Origin of the sequence: Arthrobacter sp. MYb227 (assembly GCF_002975435.1) — a bacterium.
Classification (GTDB): domain Bacteria; phylum Actinomycetota; class Actinomycetes; order Actinomycetales; family Micrococcaceae; genus Paeniglutamicibacter.
In genome coordinates this window covers 80,673-99,429 of the sequence record NZ_PCPT01000003.1, presented here as the reverse complement: position 1 = coordinate 99,429, position 18,757 = coordinate 80,673, and the positions used below count along the sequence as shown (strand labels likewise).

Here is an 18,757-nt window from a genome sequence, read left to right as displayed (position 1 = left end):
AGGTGAATCTCGGACTTCAAGCTAAAACAACGTGCGTGTAAAACTTTGCTGGTGTGCGCTACCACTGAGAATTGCTGGGTGGACCAAATCCAAGTTTGCCCGGGTTCATAATTCCGTCTGGATCCCAGGCCTCTTTCAACGACTTCATGAGGTCAAATCCGGTGCCGTGTTGTAGGCGCATGAAACGTCCCAATTTCATGCCAACACCGTGATGATCATTGAGAATGCCTCCGGCTTCGATGCCGGCGCGCACTCCTACATCCCAGAGACGGTCATGCAACGCCATTGCCTCTTCCGGATCCGCCGGCGGATTATCGACGTAGAAGCGGTCGTAAATCATCGCTCCCCAGTCGTACCAGTGCGAGAGGTGTGCGGTGTAACGTGCACCATATTCGGCGAATTCGGTTTCAATCGCGTGTTTCTTAGCGGAGTAAATCCTTGACAGAGCCTCGAATCGTCCAACAGTGTCGAAGGTTCCATAAAGTAATGGTGGCTGCGGCAATTTGCCCTTGGCGTAGGGCTCATATTTGCCTTCCCACCAGATCCGTCCAACGTCTGGGCCTAGGGAGGTGCCGCCGGCAGATTCCACAAGTTTGGTGATGGAACGCATTTCGTAGTCAATGAGTTCCTGGTTTCCATCGCACATCACGACCATGAGGGTGCCGGTGAAGGGTGTGCCGACCCAGTCCTTAAGCTTTTGTGAATCTGCCTCATCGTAGAGTCGGATTACCGAGGGGCGCAGTCGATTTGTCATGATCAGCCGGCCCGCCTCGATCCCGGCGAAGATGTCGGGGAAGCTAAAGGAAAGGAATCCGTAGTTTTCCGGGATGCGGTCTACTCGCATTGCTACCTGGGTGATGACACCGAGTGTGCCCTCGGAACCAACAAAGGTTTGGAGTAGATCTGAGCCTGCCGCGTGGCTGGGAACTGGCATGGTGGTCACCACCTCGCCCGATGGCATGACTACTTCTACCTGTAGGACCTGGTCTTCGGCTTTACCGTACTTGGTACTGACAACGCCGCTTCCACGTGCTGCGACGAAGCCGCCAATAGTTGCACCCAGATGATAGGAACCTGGGTAGTGAGACAAGGTGAGACCCTTGGCGTTCAGTGCGCTTTCCAAGGTTGGCCCGTCGATACCCGCTCCGACCGTCGCTACGAGGCTGGTCTCGTCAATGTCGATAATTTCATCGAGTCGGGTTAAATCCATGGCGATTCCACCGTAGGGGGCAAAGGTTCCACCTTGGGTACCGGTCCCACCGCCGCGTGGCACCACGGGAATCTTGTAGTCGGCAGCCAGTCGCATGATCGCTTGGACTTCGGACGTGTTGGCCGGTCGAACAATGAAGTCTGCCGCCGGGACTCCTAGGTTTTTGTACTGCAGATACTTCGACATCCATGACCAGTCAGACGCCTGCTCCTGTAATTCTCGTGGCTCCAGTGAGACGAATTTGGAACCGATTGCCATTTCCAGTTCGCGCTGGACATGGCCCTGCAGAAACGTTGAGCCGCTGACCCTGTTCCCGACGTCTAGATTTCCCATCGACACTCCTCGATTGGTCTTTCACCAACGCTTTGAGCTTATGTTCAAGCGTGTATCCATATCTGTATACAAGTATGAACACTAACCTGACCACAGCGGGTCGTCAAGGGTTTTTGTGAGATTCGACACAGCGTGTTTGATTTGATCGCACACCATACAGGGTAGCCCAGCGCGCCGACCATCAAGCCAGGCCAAGAAGACAGTCCCATCTCTGGCCGGGGGGGGTCGGCCCCGCTCGGCCAACGTGGCCAAACGGCTCGGTGCCGGTATGCGGCAAAGTTGCCTGCCATATGCAAGAATTTATGATTGCTCTTGATGACTTTCCGGCAGCACGGCGACGCCCTTCGCGAAAGGTTAGGCCGTCTGGTCCGGATTCGGGCATAATCGACGTAGTAATACCGGAAGATCCCGGTCATTGAAAGGACCTTGAGCAAGATCGTGAACGAGAACCAGCCGGAAGCAAGCCAGATGCCTAAGCCAGTATTGTTGCCCAGCAGCTCACGCTTTGGCGAACCAGTGGGAGAACTCAGACCGGTGGGTGCTTCGCTGAGCAGCACGCTTCCCGAAGGCAAGCTCTCCCCCAACGATGATCACAATCCAGCTGATTACGAAGGCACTTTTTATGCGCAGATCGGCGGGCGCGAAACCTTCGCCAAGCTGGCAAACAACTTCTACGAGTCGGTCGCCAAAGACCTAGAGTTCCGTGCCATGTACCCGGAACAGGATCTACGTCCGGCAGCCATGCGCTTGCAGCTTTTCCTGGAACAGTATTGGGGCGGTCCCAAAACCTATTCGGAGCGCCGTGGACACCCGCGCTTGCGCATGCGCCACCATCCATACGTCATCAATTCACATAACCGCGATGTGTGGCTCAAGCACATGCGCGTCGCTGTCGATTCACTTGAATTGGCACCCATGCTGGAAACCACGCTGTGGGATTATTTTGACCGCGCAGCACACTCGCTCATTAACGCTTCGGATACTCCACCAAGCGTGTAAGTACCCAAACAATAGAGCCATGCATTAAGCATTGAAGCCCGAAGCCGACCAGAGAACTGGGCGCTTCGGGCTTCAATCATCTGTGGGAACGTTAGCCCAGGATGCCACCCTGTCGGGCCAAAATGTGTCCACCGGTGCTGCTCAGGCGTAGCCACGGGCCAGAGCCAAAGAGCGTTGAGGTAGCGCCCGGGCGCAAGAAGCCTAGGGTTTGGGCACCAAAGGCGATGCCCAGCGGCATCTGAACGTTCAGCTGCGGTGCAATCCCGCTCATCGGGGTGGACCAAATGCGTGATCGTACGGTTGCAAGTACTGGTTTTCCGGCATTCTCCGGCAGGGCTTGAGCCACCGCGCTCATCCCATCGTTGGCCCGAGAGATCAAGGCGTCATCGTCAATTGTTGCAAGTAACTCCCAGCCGCCGCGGGGCACCGAGCGGCCCGCCCAAGAAGCGCTAACCTCCGCCGGAGGCATGATCAGCTCAAGCGCTGTGCCATCCATGCGCGCCAGACGATCCGTCAGCGCCGAGAGCGGGTAAATTCCGGCAACCTTGGCGGGAGTTTCTAACGCGATGGCACGCATACCCAAGATTGTGGGAACCGGGTCACCAAGATTTTCAGGGTAAAGCACCGGAACATAGAGTGCCAGCGCGCTGCCGGCACCCTGCACCATGATTGCGCCATCATCGATGGATCGGGCACGGGCAAAGAAGGTGCCAAGGTCGGCGAGGGTTTCCTGATCTGTCAAAACAACTGTTTCACTGGGCATGAGTCAATCATTTCATGTAGTGCCCTGCTATTGAATCTCACCGGTGGGTGTGAATGTTCACGTTTGAGTTATTACTGCTCATGACGCGCACTGGGTTTGGACCAGCACCGTTTTGGTTTTAACCAAGCGATCAGAGGACTTTTGCTTGGACCCTCTCCTGCATAAAACACGCCGTGGAAGCGCTTTTGTGGAGCAAACATGGTCAGGTTATTCACCTTTGAGCTGTGTTTAGCCCCAGGGATCACCATTCCCTGGCTCAAGGGCGATAGTGTCTAACCAGATCATTATTTGTACAAGGAGCCGCTCGTGAGCACCAATCACACAACCACCAAGATGCTGCTGGAGTTGTTATCCCTTGAGGGAGGCACCGAAGCACGTACCGACGAGGATATTTTCGTCGGCCACACCCCTCCGCAGGCCCGCGATCGGGTCTTTGGTGGACAGGTGTTGGGTCAGTCGGTCATCGCTGCCTACCGCACCCTTGAGGGCGAACGGCCCATCCACTCGATGCATGGCTACTTCCTGCGGGCCGGAGATGCTTCCTTACCCATTACCTTTGGTGTGCAGCGATTGCGTGATGGGCGTTCATTCTCCGCCCGCCGCGTGCATGCCTACCAAAATGGTGTGCCAATTCTGTCGATGATTGCATCTTTCCAGGAGCCCTCGGAGGGAGTTGACCACCAGGTATCAATGCCCGAAGGTATTCCAGATCCGGAGACGCTGCCGACCACGGCGGATGTCATTGGTGAGATCGACCATCCGGTGGCCCAGGAGTTCGCATTCAATCGTCCTTTTGATATTCGTTATGTCGGTGAGCCGTTGTACTTCCAACCTTCGGAAGACCGTCGCCCGGTCAATGCGGTGTGGATGAAAACCACCGCGCCGATGCCCGATGATGATGCCTTGCATCGTGCCGCGCTCGCCTACGCAAGTGACTACACATTGCTTGAACCGATTCTGCGCGCCCACGGGCTGACCTGGATCACCCGCGGCATGTCGGTGGCAAGCCTGGATCATGCCATGTGGTGGCATCGTCCGTTCCGGGTCGATGAGTGGCTGCTCTATGTCCAAGAATCTCCCAGCGCCTCCGGTGCTCGCGGCCTAGGCACCGGACAGATCTTTAACCGTGCCGGGCAGCTTGTTGCCTCGGTGGCACAAGAAGGCATGCTACGCATTCCCGACCAGGGCTAAGTAGTCCGCAGCCCCAACAAACCCAAAGAGCCCGTGATCAACGAGAAAATCTAGTTGACCACGGGCTCTTTGCTTTACTGCGGGACTAATTCAAGGATTAGTCGCGTGTCAGACGACGGTGGGTGACGCGGTGCGGCTTTGCAGCCTCCGGGCCCAGACGCTCAACCTTGTTGGCCTCGTAGGATTCGAAGTTACCCTCGAACCAGTACCAGTTGGCCGGATCCTCATTGGTGCCCTCGTAGGCAAGGATGTGGGTGGCCACGCGGTCAAGGAACCAACGGTCGTGAGATACGACCACGGCGCAGCCCGGGAATTCCAGAAGTGCGTTTTCCAGTGAGCCAAGGGTTTCGACGTCGAGGTCGTTAGTGGGCTCATCGAGGAGCAACAAGTTGCCGCCCAATTTGAGAGTCAACGCCAGATTCAGGCGGTTGCGCTCACCACCGGAGAGCACACCTGCCTTCTTCTGCTGATCCGGACCCTTGAAGCCGAACGCCGAAACGTAGGCACGCGAAGGAACTTCAACCTGGCCGACGTGCATGTAGTCGTTGCCTTCGGAGACAACCTCCCACAAGGACTTCTCCGGGTCGATGCCGCCACGGTTCTGGTCAACGTAGGCAATCTTGACGGTCTCGCCGACCTTCAGCTCGCCACCATCGATCGGCTCAAGACCAACGATGGTCTTGAACAGCGTCGACTTACCAACACCGTTGGGCCCGATGACGCCAACGATGCCGTTACGCGGCAGGGTGAAGGACAGGTTGTCGATCAGTACGCGATCGCCGTAGCCCTTCCTCAGGTCCTTGGCCTCGATGACCAAGGAGCCCAGACGCGGGCCCGCGGGGATCTGGATTTCTTCGAAGTCCAGCTTGCGGGTGCGCTCGGCCTCCGAGGCCATTTCCTCGTAGCGTGCCAGACGAGCCTTCGACTTGGTTTGACGGCCCTTGGCGTTGGAGCGAACCCATTCGAGTTCTTCGCTCAGGCGCTTGGCAAGCTTTTGGTCCTTCTTACCCTGAACTTCGAGGCGCTCGCGCTTCTTCTCAAGGTAGGTGGAGTAGTTACCTTCGTACGGGATCAAACGTCCGCGGTCGACTTCGGCAATCCACTGGGCCACGTGGTCCAGGAAGTACCTATCGTGAGTTACCGCAAGAACTGCACCGTGGTATGCCTGCAGGTGCTGCTCGAGCCAGAGTACCGACTCGGCGTCAAGGTGGTTAGTAGGCTCATCGAGGAGCAACAGGTCAGGCTTCTGCAGCAGAAGCTTGCACAATGCAACACGACGACGTTCACCACCGGAAAGGTTGGTGACAGAAGAGTCGCCCGGTGGGCACTGCAGCGCGTCCATTGCCTGCTCGAGCTGGGAGTCAATGTCCCAAGCGTCGGCAGCGTCAATGGCTTCCTGCAACTTGCCCATTTCTTCGAGCAAGGTGTCGAAGTCGGCACCGTCCTGTGCCATCTCCTCGGAGATTTCGTTGTAGCGAACGATCTTTGAGTAGATCTCGCCGACGCCTTCCTGGACGTTGCCCAGAACCGTCTTTTCTTCGTTAAGTGGTGGCTCCTGCAAGAGGATTCCCACGCTGTAACCTTCGGAGAGGCGTGCCTCACCGTTGGACGGGGTATCAAGCCCCGCCATAATCTTAAGGATCGTCGATTTACCAGCACCGTTCGGTCCTACCACGCCAATTTTGGCACCCGGGTAGAACGACATGCTGACATCGTCGAGAATGACTTTGTCGCCAACGGCCTTGCGAGCCTTGGTCATCGTGTAAATGAATTCCGCCATGTCCTCAAGGCTAGTGCCTAGGTCCAAGTTCCTCACAATTTCCGGCAGCGAGTTTCGTACCGTTCTTCCATGTTCTTGGGCACAATGCCAACATGCCGGTGCCCGGGAGCCGATTTGTGTCTCCGGGCACCGCGCAACAACCCTGGGTCTAAGCTGCGTTGCTCTCGGTTTCCGTACCGGATTCCTCGCGTTCTTCGGGCCAGCCGGTGACCGGGAAGTCTTCTGTGCCCTTGGTAGTTGCAGCCCGGGAATGGTGATGCTCGTTCTTGCGATGTATTTCCTCACTGTCCGCCCGGCGCATCCGTTCAAAGCTGCTGACCCCAAAGCGCAGGTCATGACCCATGGCAAGTGCCTCGATATCTGCGCTAAAGCCGCGGGTTCCATCGTTACGATCAAATTCGCGCAACTGCACCTTGCCATAGACCACCACATGGTCCCCCATACGGATGCTGTCCAACATATTGGAAGCCATGGCGCGGAAGCAGGAGACGGTGTACCAGTTTGAGTGCACATCGATCCACTGCCCGGAGTCTGGGTCCTGCCGTCGCTCATTACTGACCAGCCGGAATTTAGCGATGGTGGTGCCCGAATTTCCGTTGCTGGTGCGCGGCTCGGTGCCCACAACACCGCGGATCGTCACATGGTCGGTCATGATGCCCTCCAAAGGCTGTGCTGTTGCAGCAAGATTGCCTTGCTGCATCTGCCCAGTGTGAGCGCTGTGTGACTAGCTGGTCGGGTGCTGTGTTGGGGATGTGGATAACTGTTGTGCCCTAAATTTCTTGCTGACAACGATGACTACCACGAAGATCAGCGGGAGGATCCAGCCGGACCAGCCCAGAATTGTTGCGTTGATGGTGTCGATGTTTTTTCCACGCATCAAAAACACCAGCATGAGTCCTGCCGCTGCATTGAACGTGGCGTGGGCCAATGCGGCGGGCCAGACGGAGTCCGAACGCAGGCGTAGCCAACCAAAGATTGCACCAACGCTGATGCACATGCCGGTCATCATGATCATGCCAAGCCAGCCCGGGGCCAGCGGATAGTTGTAGCCCAGCAGGATCAGCGGAGCATGCCATAACCCCCACAGCACCCCGGAGATCAGGATTGCCGGAAGTGGACCATAAGCCATAAGTTTGGGCAGCAACCAGCCGCGCCAGCCTAGTTCTTCGCCCAGCGCCGGGATGAGATTGATCAGCGCGCCAATGAGCACATTGACAAATTGCAAGGCCACCAAGACCCCGATGGGGTAGGGAAGTTCGGTTTCACCGGCGAGCGCCAACTGGTATTCAAGGGCAAATTTGTACCCGGAGAATTCTGTGAAGTCTCCCGGGTAGAGCCCGAGCATCGTTCCAACGAGGAGTGCCTGCATGATCAGTGCGACGGGTATCAGGAGTCCTAGGACCATGAACAGGATGAAGCGTTTGGCTGGTTTCAGTGGCCAGAGACCGAGTCTGGTGAATTTTTGGGGGCCGCGTTCGATCGCTAGCACCATGATCAGTGCTGCAAGGCCCGGGGTGAACATCATGATGGCGGCGAGCAACCTGAAGTTTTCGTCAAATAGCCCATTACCAAGCCACAGCGGTAGGGCTACCGCCCAGGCTAGTGAATAGCTGATGAGCACGAAGTAGAGGATATGTCGAAGGTTGCGACTCATGGGAGGCTGGTTGTCTTTCGGCTTGCCTGGCGCTGGGGGGTCTTCAACCTTGTCATGTTGCCTTGCCCATGTCAGTCATTCTTTATGAGGATGTTTTGGTGAGCTTCACCCTCTACCGGTGTGTGAGCAAGTGCCATAGCATGGGCAAATGTCAGATAACCATGCTTCGGTCCCCTTACGTGAACTCAACAATGGTGCATTTATCCCTTCGATAGGCCTTGGCACCTGGCCGCTTGATGATATTCAGGCCGGTGCGGCGGTGTCTCACGGAATCGAGTGCGGGTACCGGCTCATCGATACCGCGGAGAATTACCAAAACGAGACGGGCATCGGTGAGGGCATTGGCTCGCTACCGCAGCCGGTCCCCCGCGAAGAGCTTTTCATCACCTCAAAGTTCAATGTGCAGTGGCATTCGGTCACCGGTGTGCGTGATGCTTGGGCCAATGCCTGTGCAAGGTTGGGAGTCGAGTATTTGGATATGTTCCTGATTCACTGGCCGAATCCGGCGCAGGGCCGTTACGTGCAGGCGTGGGAAGGATTGGTGAAGCTGCTCAAGGCTGGGCGTGTGCGTGCCATTGGCACTTCGAACTTCACCCCTGCTCAGCTGCAGGAACTAATTGATGCCACGGGTGTGGTGCCGGATGTGAATCAGATTCAGTTCTCCCCGTATTGGATCAATGAGCCAGCACTCGAATTTCATGCGCAGCACGGGATCGTTACTCAGGCATGGGGGCCGTTGGGCCGTGGGAAGCACAATCTCTTGGAAGCCGAGCCGGTACTCGCGGCGGCGAGTGCCCATAAGGTGTCCCCGGCGCAGGCGGTTTTGCGTTGGCATGTTGAACGCAACGTGGTGCCGATCCCTAAGAGTGCTGATCCCACCCGGATGGCGCAGAACCTTGATGTGTTCTCTTTCAATCTTTCGCCCGCGGAAATCACAGCCATCGACACGCTGGCCGGGACCGCTGGTGCGCCGGTCTCCCCCATGGAGTTTGGTCACTAATAGCGTATTAACCGTCAAAGGGGCAGCCGGGAATAAATCCTGGCTGTCCCTTTTCGGACCTTTAACGGATTTTTGTGGTGGAGGTTAAGCACCGATGTAGGCGGCTAGGTGCTCTGCTGTGAGGGTTTTGCGCTGGGCAACGAGTTGCGCGGGAGTTCCCTCAAAGACGATGTTGCCGCCATCGTGACCAGCACCCGGGCCAAGATCAATGATCCAGTCGGCGTGGGCCATCACTGCCTGGTGGTGTTCGATGATGATGACAGATTTGCCCGATTCGACAAGCTTGTCCAGCAGCCCAAGCAATTGCTGCACATCGGCGAGGTGAAGACCTGTGGTTGGCTCGTCGAGCACATAGATTCCGCCGTCTTGCCCCATGTGGCTTGCGAGCTTGAGGCGCTGGCGTTCGCCACCGGAAAGCGTTGTTAATGGTTGGCCGATGGTCAGATAACCCAATCCCACCTCGGCGAGCCTGACCAAGATCTTGTGTGCTGCGGGAATCTTTGACTCACCCGCCGCAAAGAATTTGACGGCTTCGGCGACAGAGAAGCCCAGCACCTCGGAGATGTCCTTACCGTTGAGCTTGTATTCAAGCACCAGAGAATCGAAGCGTTTGCCTTCGCATTCTTCACAGGGGTTGGCCACCCCAGCCATCATGCCAAGATCGGTGTAGATGACACCGGCACCATTGCAGGTGGGGCAGGCGCCTTCGGAGTTGGCACTAAAGAGCGCTGGTTTGACGCCGTTGGCCTTGGCGAAGGCCTTACGGATGGGTTCGAGCATTCCGGTATAGGTTGCCGGGTTTGAACGCCTGGATCCCTTGATAGCGCCCTGATCGATGCTCACCACGTCTTCGCGACCAGAGAGGGAGCCATGGATCAGCGAGCTTTTGCCCGATCCTGCAACGCCGGTGAGCACCGTGAGCACACCCAGAGGAACATCGACATCGACATTCTTCAGATTGTTCATGGTGGCCCCACGGATTTCTAGTGCACCGGTGTGGTGGCGGGTGCTCTGCTTGAGGGTTGCCCGGTCATCGAGGTGCTTACCGGTGAGCGTGTCGCTAGCGCGTAAGCCTTCTACGCTGCCCTCGAACATGATTTGGCCGCCCTGAGAACCTGCGCGCGGACCCAAATCAATGATGTGATCGGCAATCGCAATGGCTTCGGGCTTATGCTCAACGACAAGAACCGTGTTGCCCTTATCGCGCAGGGCAAGCAGTAGTTTGTTCATCCGGGCAATATCGTGTGGGTGTAGCCCGATGGTTGGCTCATCAAACACGTAGGTGACATCGGTCAGCGAGGAACCTAGGTGGCGGATCATCTTGGTGCGTTGAGCCTCACCACCGGACAGTGTGCCCGAGGGACGTTCCAGCGACAGATAACCAAGACCGATCTCCACGAATGAGTCTAGGGTGTCCCCCAATGCCTCAAGCAGTGGGGCAACCGAAGGCTCCTTGAGCCCGCGTACCCACAGCGCTAGGTCGCTGATTTGCATGGCACACGCATCGGCGATGCTCACCCCATCGATCGTTGAGTTCCGTGCGTGCTCGGCAAGACGCGTACCAGAACAGGCAGGGCAGTTAGTGAAGGTCACGGCACGTTCGACGAAGGCGCGCACATGTGGCTGCATGGCATCGACGTCCTTGGTGAGGAACGACTTTTGCATCTTTAAAATGACACCCTCATAGGTGACGTTAATGCCGTCCACCTTGATCTTTGTTGCTTCTCGACGCAACAGATCATCGAGTTCGGTATCGCTGAAGTCGCCGAGCTTCTTGTCCATATTGAAGAAGCCGGATCCGGCAAAGATGCGTCCGTACCAGCCGTCCATTGAGTAACCCGGAATCTTTAGCGCACCCTCGGACAGGGACTTGTCAGCATCGAAAAGAGCAGTCAGGTCAAAGTCGTTGACCTTGCCGCGGCCCTCACATTCGGGGCACATACCACCGGTGACCTGGAAGCTGCGGCGTTCCTTGATCTTCTTGCCGCTCTTCTCAATGGTGACGGCCCCGGCGCCGGAGACCGAGGGAACGTTGAAGGAGTAGGCCTGTGGCGATCCAATATGGGGTTGGGCCAAGCGGGAGAAGACGATGCGTAGCATGGCATTGGCATCGGTAACGGTTCCCACGGTTGAACGTGGGAGCCCCGAGCCGCTCCTGATCCACGAGGATTGCTGTGGTCAGGCCCTCAAGTACATCTACGTCGGGACGCGCGAGGGATGGCATGAAGCCCTGGACGAAGGCGGAGTAGGTTTCATTGATCATGCGCTGGGATTCGGCGGCAATGGTGCCAAAGACCAGTGAGCTCTTTCCCGAGCCGGAGACGCCTGTGAAGACGGTGAGTCGTCGTTTCGGGATCGATACGCTGATGTCTTTGAGGTTATTGACGCGCGCGCCCTTGACCCGGATTAGTTCGTGACTATCGGCTGCATGGGTGTTTCCTTGTGAGGAGTTTTCGCTGGTATTTATGCTCATGATTTCTCCATCGTGATGCTTGTTAGCGCGTTTGTTCATCGCCAAGTCTAGGACTGCCGGGTGGGGATGCGCTTCTTGAATACTGCTCGGGCGCATCCGCTCCCCCCTGGAAGGTTTTGTGCCCGCGAAGGGCTATTCGACGCGTTGGGCGTCGGTAAGTGTGTTGTGAATTCTGCGTGGGTTGGTGGCCCGCGGCGTGATCAGCAGCGTAGCGAAAAGGACCACGGCAACCAGGATGAATGCGTTCAGTACCCCAAAGTGTTCACCCAGGTAGCCAAGGACCGGAGGCCCAATCAGCATTGAAGAGTAGCCGAAGATAGCAACGATGCCCACTCGGCGCGGTCCGTCGGTGGGATGTGCCGCGGCAACCGACATACCCACTGGGAAACCGAGTGAACCACCAAGACCCCAGAGCAATGCACCGACAAAGACTGCCCACGTTGCCGTCGTCAAGATGAATAGCGCAATCCCGGCTAGCCCCAAAATACCCATGAAGACCAAGGCCCGTTGGTGACCGAACTTATCAATGACCGGGCCACCGAAGATGCGACCGGCGGTCATTGCGGTGACGAACGCGCCAAAGACTAGGGCACCCCCAGCCTCGGTGAAGTTGTGATCATCCACCGAGGCAATGGTGAGCCAGTCATTAGCAGATCCTTCGGCGAAAGCGAGCCCGGCGACCATGAGTCCAATGAGCATGAGGTGTCCGTCGCGGAACACGCTTGCCACGCGCCCGAACCATGACTGTGTCGGCTTGGTTTCCTGGTGCACCGATTCTGCTGGTGCTTCAAGTTCGCTGACATTTCGCACAAAATAGAGTCCGAGGACGATCACTAGGGCGCCTACCGCCATGAAGTTGAAGACAACTCCGAAATCTGCGCGTGCTGCAGCCGATCCGGTGATAGCCCCGACAATGGTCCCAAAACTAAAGAAGGCATGCATCAACGGCAGCAATGTCTTACCAATTCTGTGTTCCACCGCCGCACCATCGACGTTCATCATCACGTCTGTGGCGCTAAACACGAATCCGTAGAAGATCAGCACCGCGATGGCCCCCGGGACACTGCCCAGCCAGTCGGTTACCATGCCCAAGGCGCCAAGCCCCATGCCCATGGAGATCAGCCCAATCGTGATCCCCTTGCGAACTCCCAGTTTGGAAAGGATGTTTGGGGCGCAGGCAAGTCCACCAATAGAGCCTACCGCGAGGGACAAAAGGAGTGTTCCAACATCGGCCGTTGAAATATTGAGCTGTTCGCGCACGGCCGGAAGCCGTGCCACCCATGTGGCAAACGCGTATCCACACAGGAAGAAGATCCCAAAAATGGAGTTTCTCCAAGCAATATTGCTTTTACTGGTGGGGAACTTTTGTGCTGCGGATTGCGGCGTGGGCAAGGTGCTCCTTTGTGCCTGTGGGCGTAAACCAAACCTTCAATAGAAACGCTGATGCATCAATCCTTTTGGCCGGTAGCTTCCATCATACGAGAGGCTCCGGCATGGCACCCAGAGCTACCCGGCCGTGTCTAAGTGCAACTTTTCGCGATTGTCAAATATGAGCTCAGCGCCGCATTGAGCTATGATTCTTTTGCCCGCCTCCGTAGCTCAGTGGATAGAGCAACAGCCTTCTAATCTGTCGGTCGCGCGTTCGAATCGCGCCGGGGGCACCACGCAGTCCATTTTTGATGCCGCCACACGCACCAGCGTGTGGCGGCATCATCTTTTTATGGCTCAGGTTTCCCCAGGCTACCGAGCGGTCGCCGAGTCACTACTCCTCCCGCGAAGTATCCCCATTTGTCTGCCGGCCGAGCCACCTCTGTACGTGCCCAATCATCGTGTTGCTAGGTTTAGCTTCGTCAAGACCGAAGACTGTTCGCCATTGACTCGTTCTTGTGTGTGCACGAAGCTATACAGAACTACCTCAGTTCTCAATGGACACGTCCCATCGGAGTATCAATGAAATCGGCTCGTCGTCCAACTGTTGCCTTCGCCACCATGTTCATCTTGGTTGCGCTTCAAGCAGTAGCCGACCCCACGGGACTTCTCGCCCTGGTGGGCTTCTCCGGAGCCGTTCCGGCCCTTGCCACTGGCTTCTGGAGCTTCACCCCCTACATCGTGTTCTTGCCAGTCCTCTTGGGACTGACGTGGTGGATAGCTCGTCGCGCCGGAGACCGCTTTTGGACGTTGAGCGCGGGATTGACCCTTGCGGTACTGATTGCACAGGCCGCGATGGCACTGAGCATGACGGGAAACGTTCTGCAAGCGGGCTGGTCGGCCGGATTTGCCACAGCCAAGGCAATACCCGCGGCCCTGTTTGTCGCAGCCATCACGCGCTGGTTGGGCGGCAAATCCAAACCCACTCTCAATCCGGTAAAGCGCTCTTGGCTAGCTGCACTACTTTTTGCCTCCTTGGCACCAATCCTTTCCGGTCTCTGGTGGACCGGAGCGGTATATGCGCCCGTGATGCCAACACCGCGGCCCGACACCGGAATAGTTTCGGTGCTGGTCTCCATGCTGTTGATGTGGGCACTCGGAACTTGGTGCATCGGCTGGATGCGCGCAAGAGTTCCAGGAGTGCTTGGTGGATGGCTTGGGGTTCTGGTAGCCGGTGGAGCCTTTGGCGTAGTGCAAGCTATCGTGGGGTTCTTTGTCGATCGTGGTCCAGGTGGAGACATCTGGCCGCTGATGGTTTCCTATATAACGGTCGCCGATGGAATGGCCTTTGGTGCCTCTACTGGCTGGATCGTGGGAATATTCGTCCTCCTTGTTGACGCTGCACCGCGCTCACATGCTTCAATTTGGGCTCGGGCTCCGCAAGTTGCTGTGGCAAGTATCGCGGCGCTTGCCATAGGTGCATCATTGTTCGCCCCTGGGCTAAGCGTTGCTGCCCAAGGCAAAAAGAACATTCCTTCGGCAGGGATCCTTCGTGCCACCAATTCGCACATTTCCGACGGCGAAGGCAACCAGGTTCTCCTACGTGGTGCGAATGTGAATCAGCTTGTAGATTTCTACCAACCGAAGGCCGATGTGCCGGCCACTCGCCCACTCACGGAGACGGATTTTGCCGGGATGGCCGCTCAAGGCTTCAACGTCTCACGACTCAACATTTCATGGTCAGCACTCGAACCAACACGTGGCACCCTGAACCCTGAGTATCTGCAGAAAATCACTCAGGCAGTGGATTTGGCCAAAAAGTACGGAATCTACACGGTCTTAGACATGCACCAAGACGGTTGGTGGAATGGTCCCAGCGAACCAGGAACCAGTTGCCGGCCCGGCACCGAGCTCATGTGGGGATATGACGGCGCACCAACATGGGCCACACATACCGATCAGGCTCCGCGCTGCCAATTCACCGGACGCGATATTTCTCCCGCAGGAAATAGGGCCTTCCAAAACTTCTACTTTGACACCGATGGGGTGCAAAGCGCCTTGGCCTCAACATGGGGCAAGCTAGCCTCCCAATTCCGTGATGAACCAATGGTTGCCGGCTTTGATCTACTCAACGAGCCAGGGTTCGGTGAAACCGCTCCGGTGACCACCTCGCACCTCCTGGGAAAGTTTTACGCGAAGGCCATCGATGAAATCCGCGCCGTAGGTGCACAGCAGATCATCTTTATCGAACCAAGCATTTTTTGGTCTGGACTCGGCTTTGATTCCGGTCCAACCCCTGGCTTCACCAAAGATTCAAACATTGTCTACTCCCCGCACTTGTATGCCGAGTCCATCACCATGGACCGGGATCTGGGGATCCCCGCACTTGTGAGTCTTGAACGCCAGTTCATTCTTGCCCAACGAAATGCTGCCGAATACGCGGCTCCGCTGTGGTCTGGTGAATATGGGTATTGGGGAGCTGCAGATTCACAAGGCGGTGAGGATGAAGAGTCGCTTTCACGCCTGAGGCGCTACGCAAACGCTGAAGATGAGCATCGGCTTGGCAGCGCGTACTGGGTGTGGAAGCAAGCCTGTGGCGATCCGCAAAACGGCATTGGGCCATACGGCAACGCCTTGATGATGCAGGACTGCATTGACGGGGCCGATCTACCGCCAAAGGCTGGATTGCTCAAAATCCTTAGCCGTGCATACCCGCAAGCTACCCCGGGAATCATCACCTCGTTGAAGGCCGAGACCGCCTCACTAGAACTTGCCGGACACAGTCCAGCAAATTCCTGCGGGTTACGCGTCTGGTTCCCTGGTGAAAATCAGCCGAACCCACAAGTTACCGGGCTTACCGGCACAAAGCTGACAAAGACCCCAGGGGGATGGATCTTCACAGCGTGTGCACAGGGGAACTACTCGGTATCGAATAAACCTTAGAGATCAAGGAATAGCGCCCTTAGAGCGGTAACCGCAACCCTGATTTCAGATTCTTCATCACGATGGTGCTGGTGAGCTTTTCAACTCCTGGAAGGCCCACCAGCACATCGTCGTATAGAAGCTGGTACGCGGTCAGATCTGCTGCCATAACTCGGAGCAGGAAGTCAGGCTCACCAAAGAGCCGTTGAGCCTCAACGACCGCGGCGACTCCCTGTAGCTCTGCCTCAAAGGCCTTCATATTCTGACGATCCTTGAGGGTGACAAAAACTAAGGCTTCAAACCCGAGCCCAACCTTCGCCGGGTCAACGTCGGCACTGTAACCACGAATCACACCCTGAGTTTCGAGGTCTTTGAGTCTTCGGTGGCAGGGAGCCACCGTCAAGCCCACCTCACCGGCCAGAGCCGTTGCGGTAATCCGACCATCTTCTTGAATCCGGCGCAGCATGGCTCGGTCAATTGCATCAATCACGATTCACATCCTATGCAGAACTATCTTCGAGACGAGAGATTTCGATAGCAAAATTCATCATTGCACAAACATTTTGCGCAAAAGCTGGAGATATAGATATAAACTCGTGTAAACCATGCTGTTTATGCAAAAACACGCAAGCACATTTCGTGACTTTTTGTCTAGGCTTCTAGCTAAGTTCCAATCAGAAGGGGATCAGCATGGATCCGCAGGTATTCTTAGGCTTCCTATTCGTCTCGTTTTCACTCGCCATGACACCGGGTGCTGACTGGGCATATGCGATTGCCGCCGGCCTAGGCCGATACCGAGTAGTCTCCGCCGTGACTGGATTGTGCACCGGATACATCTTCCATACAATTCTTCTGGTTGCCGGCATGGCAGCACTGATTGCTAGCTCACCACAGCTCCTGTCATGGCTGACGTTGGCCGGAGCTGCTTACCTATTGTGGTTGGGAATTTCGACCGCCCGCAGCTGGAAAGGTGCCGGTTTCACCGTGGCAGCGGGTCAAGACGACGAGGTACCTGCAACGGCGGCTTCCAAAACATCTTTGATGGCCGCTTCGGGTGGTACAACCAAGGTGCGTGAGATTACGCTTCAGGCTGCCAGTGAACCCGCCCAACGATTCTTGGGCCCCGATTTTTTCCGTGGGCTTGGCACCAGCGGCACCAACCCTAAAGCCTTACTGCTTTACTTGGCTCTGATCCCCCAGTTTGTTCGCGACGATGCTGCATTCTCGGTCCCAATGCAGACAGCGGTCTTCGGCCTGTCTCATATGACACTTTCGATTTTCATCTACTCGGGGGTAGCAATTGGCGCCAGAGTGCTGTTGCGTTCACGACCCACCGCAGCACGCATTGTCACGCTCTTTAGCGGAGTAATCATGATCGGACTTGGAATCATCCTGGTCCTTGAGCAGGCACCGGCACTCTTGGAATCTGTGCAGAGCTTGTTGGCATTGGCCGGACGGTAACCTCCCCGTTCCGTTCGAACGATTCGGCTAGGGTACTAGTTAGAACCCCCTTTCTCGATCGAACGGATTATCAATGCGCAAGTTTTGGGCGGCCATCATGCTGGGAGTCGTTGCACTCTTCATGGGCATCACCCCGGCTCACGCTGCCGGTGCCACGGAAGTTGTCGTAGAAGACACCGCAGGGGTGTTGGACCAGAACACCCTACTTCCCGCCATCAAGGCGATCAGCTTCAATGAACCCACCAAGGTGGCAATCTACACTCGTGAAGGTAAATCCTCTGATAATTTCAACGAGGAAGTACTCAGGTTTGCCAAGGAAAACCACCCAGAATGGCTAAGCGACGATAAACAGAAATGGGCGGATTCACTCTTCATTCTTGCCCTGGATCCGGTGGGCCGCCAGATAGGCACCTATATGGGCGAAGACCGCAAGGTGTCATTAGCCCAGCGTGAAGACATTCAGGAAGCAACCAAAGACCTACTCAAGGATGCGCAGTGGACCGATGGAACCATCGAAGGGGTCAAACGTGCCTCCGAATTAATGAACCGCCCCTGGTATAAGTCACCACTCTTGTGGGGAGTTTCCTCAATCGTTGGGATTGGTGGGGCCGTAACCGTGGGCGCGAACCTTTATATCCGCCGCTATTATGCCAAGCGTTCGGCGGCTTCGCTGGCCGAGGGCAATGCTAGCTACTCTAATGTTTCGATGGATCTTGACGTTACAGAGCTTCATGCCCGCATCATTCCGGATTCGTCGAGCTACGGCCATTTGGTCCATGAAAAATATCGTGGATTCATGACTCGATACAATAAATTAGCCGAACTTGCGGATACCGCCAATGCACTGACTTCCAAGCAGATGCAACGTAAAGAAAATTCCAAATTGCTCAAGGAGTATGCCAAGGAAGCCGTTCAACTTGATGGCCTTGATGACGTCATTGCCGATACAAGCAGGTTGTTGAACATGGGTGAGGGATGGCCCAAAGCCTGGGATCGACAGTTGGCCCCGCTGAAGGAAGATATCAAGGGGATTTCTTCACTTATTGGCTCTAAGCATGGTGTTGCCGATTCTTCAACGGCGCTGACACTGAGTAGTTTCGCCTCCGCTGCCGAACCAGCAATGGAATCATGGGCCGCCCAGCTGGAAGAAGGATCATTGAGCCCCGAAGCAGCATTGGATAAGATTAGGGACACACGGGTGAATCTCACTAACCTGCTTGAAGCACATTCGGAAACTGTCATCGATCGATATTCGAAGTCCAAGCAGGAAGCCTCGATGATGCGTAAGGAAATGCGTACTACCAGATCTCGCGATGACTCTGCTATCTCTGGATCCAGCATTGTGGGAACCGTCTATCCTTCGAGCCAGTTCTGGAGTGTCGTTGGATTCAGCTCTGGTTTCAAGAGCGGTCGCTCGGTAGTACAGGAATCGCGCAATCCTAGTTCCTCGGGTAGTAGTACCGGCTATGGAAGCAGCGGCGGAAGCTTCTCCGGTTCGGGGTCTTCTTCCCGCTTCTAGTTTTACCGGTACGCAAAGAATCCGGGTGTTATGAATTCTTTTTCAAGATTCACGACACCCGGCTTCTTTATGCTTTTGCGCCTG

The 18,757-nt window shown here is 56.2% G+C and carries 13 protein-coding genes, 1 tRNA gene and 1 pseudogene; 7 read left to right on the top strand and 8 right to left on the bottom strand.

The window, feature by feature from the left end:
• Positions 1–58 precede the first annotated feature (58 nt).
• Positions 59–1,543: an FAD-binding oxidoreductase gene (locus CQ018_RS07870; RefSeq protein WP_105549453.1), complete on the bottom strand. Its 1,485-nt coding sequence runs from the start codon at positions 1,541–1,543 to the stop codon at positions 59–61.
• Positions 1,544–2,011: 468 nt separating this feature from the next.
• On the opposite strand from CQ018_RS07870, the gene CQ018_RS07865 reads away from it, so the two are divergent.
• Positions 2,012–2,542 carry a globin gene (locus CQ018_RS07865; RefSeq protein WP_105549811.1) on the top strand — a complete coding sequence of 177 codons (531 nt, stop codon included), beginning with the start codon at positions 2,012–2,014 and terminating at the stop codon, positions 2,540–2,542.
• A 91-nt stretch (positions 2,543–2,633) separates the two neighbouring features.
• Here CQ018_RS07865 and CQ018_RS07860 read toward each other — a convergent pair whose 3' ends face one another.
• A complete protein-coding gene (locus CQ018_RS07860; protein WP_105549452.1) occupies positions 2,634–3,305 on the bottom strand; it encodes a hypothetical protein in 672 nt (223 codons plus the stop codon).
• A 333-nt stretch (positions 3,306–3,638) separates the two neighbouring features.
• Between CQ018_RS07860 and CQ018_RS07855 the strand changes: the two genes are divergently transcribed.
• Positions 3,639–4,496: an acyl-CoA thioesterase II gene (locus CQ018_RS07855; RefSeq protein ID WP_105549810.1), complete on the top strand. Its 858-nt coding sequence runs from the start codon at positions 3,639–3,641 to the stop codon at positions 4,494–4,496.
• A gap of 97 nt (positions 4,497–4,593) precedes the next feature.
• On the opposite strand, the gene ettA is transcribed toward CQ018_RS07855, so the two are convergent.
• The 3 genes from ettA to CQ018_RS07840 all read right to left on the bottom strand — a co-directional run bounded on the left by ettA (position 4,594) and on the right by CQ018_RS07840 (position 7,930).
• Entirely contained in the window at positions 4,594–6,276 is a 1,683-nt protein-coding gene (ettA, locus tag CQ018_RS07850; RefSeq protein ID WP_105549451.1) for an energy-dependent translational throttle protein EttA, read from the bottom strand.
• A gap of 148 nt (positions 6,277–6,424) precedes the next feature.
• Positions 6,425–6,976, bottom strand: coding sequence for a single-stranded DNA-binding protein (locus tag CQ018_RS07845; protein ID WP_105549450.1), 552 nt, complete (start codon positions 6,974–6,976; stop codon positions 6,425–6,427).
• A 24-nt stretch (positions 6,977–7,000) separates the two neighbouring features.
• Entirely contained in the window at positions 7,001–7,930 is a 930-nt protein-coding gene (locus tag CQ018_RS07840) for a CPBP family intramembrane glutamic endopeptidase (RefSeq protein WP_105549449.1), read from the bottom strand.
• 148 nt (positions 7,931–8,078) lie between these two features.
• On the opposite strand from CQ018_RS07840, the gene CQ018_RS07835 reads away from it, so the two are divergent.
• Complete coding sequence (locus CQ018_RS07835; protein WP_105549448.1) at positions 8,079–8,930, top strand: aldo/keto reductase; 852 nt, start codon at positions 8,079–8,081, stop codon at positions 8,928–8,930.
• Between the two features lie 84 nt (positions 8,931–9,014).
• Here the strand turns inward: CQ018_RS07835 and CQ018_RS07830 are convergent.
• Both CQ018_RS07830 and CQ018_RS07825 read right to left on the bottom strand, forming a co-directional pair.
• A pseudogene (locus CQ018_RS07830) lies at positions 9,015–11,403 on the bottom strand (ATP-binding cassette domain-containing protein).
• A gap of 132 nt (positions 11,404–11,535) precedes the next feature.
• Positions 11,536–12,795: an MFS transporter gene (locus CQ018_RS07825; protein WP_105549447.1), complete on the bottom strand. Its 1,260-nt coding sequence runs from the start codon at positions 12,793–12,795 to the stop codon at positions 11,536–11,538.
• Positions 12,796–12,991: 196 nt separating this feature from the next.
• On the opposite strand from CQ018_RS07825, the gene CQ018_RS07820 reads away from it, so the two are divergent.
• Both CQ018_RS07820 and CQ018_RS07815 read left to right on the top strand, forming a co-directional pair.
• Positions 12,992–13,067 (top strand) — tRNA-Arg (locus tag CQ018_RS07820).
• A 286-nt stretch (positions 13,068–13,353) separates the two neighbouring features.
• A complete protein-coding gene (locus tag CQ018_RS07815; RefSeq protein ID WP_105549446.1) occupies positions 13,354–15,714 on the top strand; it encodes a cellulase family glycosylhydrolase in 2,361 nt (786 codons plus the stop codon).
• A gap of 19 nt (positions 15,715–15,733) precedes the next feature.
• Here the strand turns inward: CQ018_RS07815 and CQ018_RS07810 are convergent, their stop codons facing one another.
• Positions 15,734–16,183 (bottom strand): Lrp/AsnC family transcriptional regulator, encoded by a 450-nt coding sequence (locus tag CQ018_RS07810; RefSeq protein ID WP_105549445.1) that lies wholly within the window; start codon positions 16,181–16,183, stop codon positions 15,734–15,736.
• Between the two features lie 200 nt (positions 16,184–16,383).
• Here CQ018_RS07810 and CQ018_RS07805 point away from each other — a divergent pair, with 200 nt between their 5' ends.
• Together CQ018_RS07805 and CQ018_RS07800 are read left to right on the top strand one after the other, a co-directional pair.
• Complete coding sequence (locus tag CQ018_RS07805) at positions 16,384–17,154, top strand: LysE family translocator (RefSeq protein WP_105549444.1); 771 nt, start codon at positions 16,384–16,386, stop codon at positions 17,152–17,154.
• A 73-nt stretch (positions 17,155–17,227) separates the two neighbouring features.
• Entirely contained in the window at positions 17,228–18,673 is a 1,446-nt protein-coding gene (locus CQ018_RS07800; protein WP_105549443.1) for a DUF5129 domain-containing protein, read from the top strand.
• Positions 18,674–18,757 lie beyond the last annotated feature (84 nt).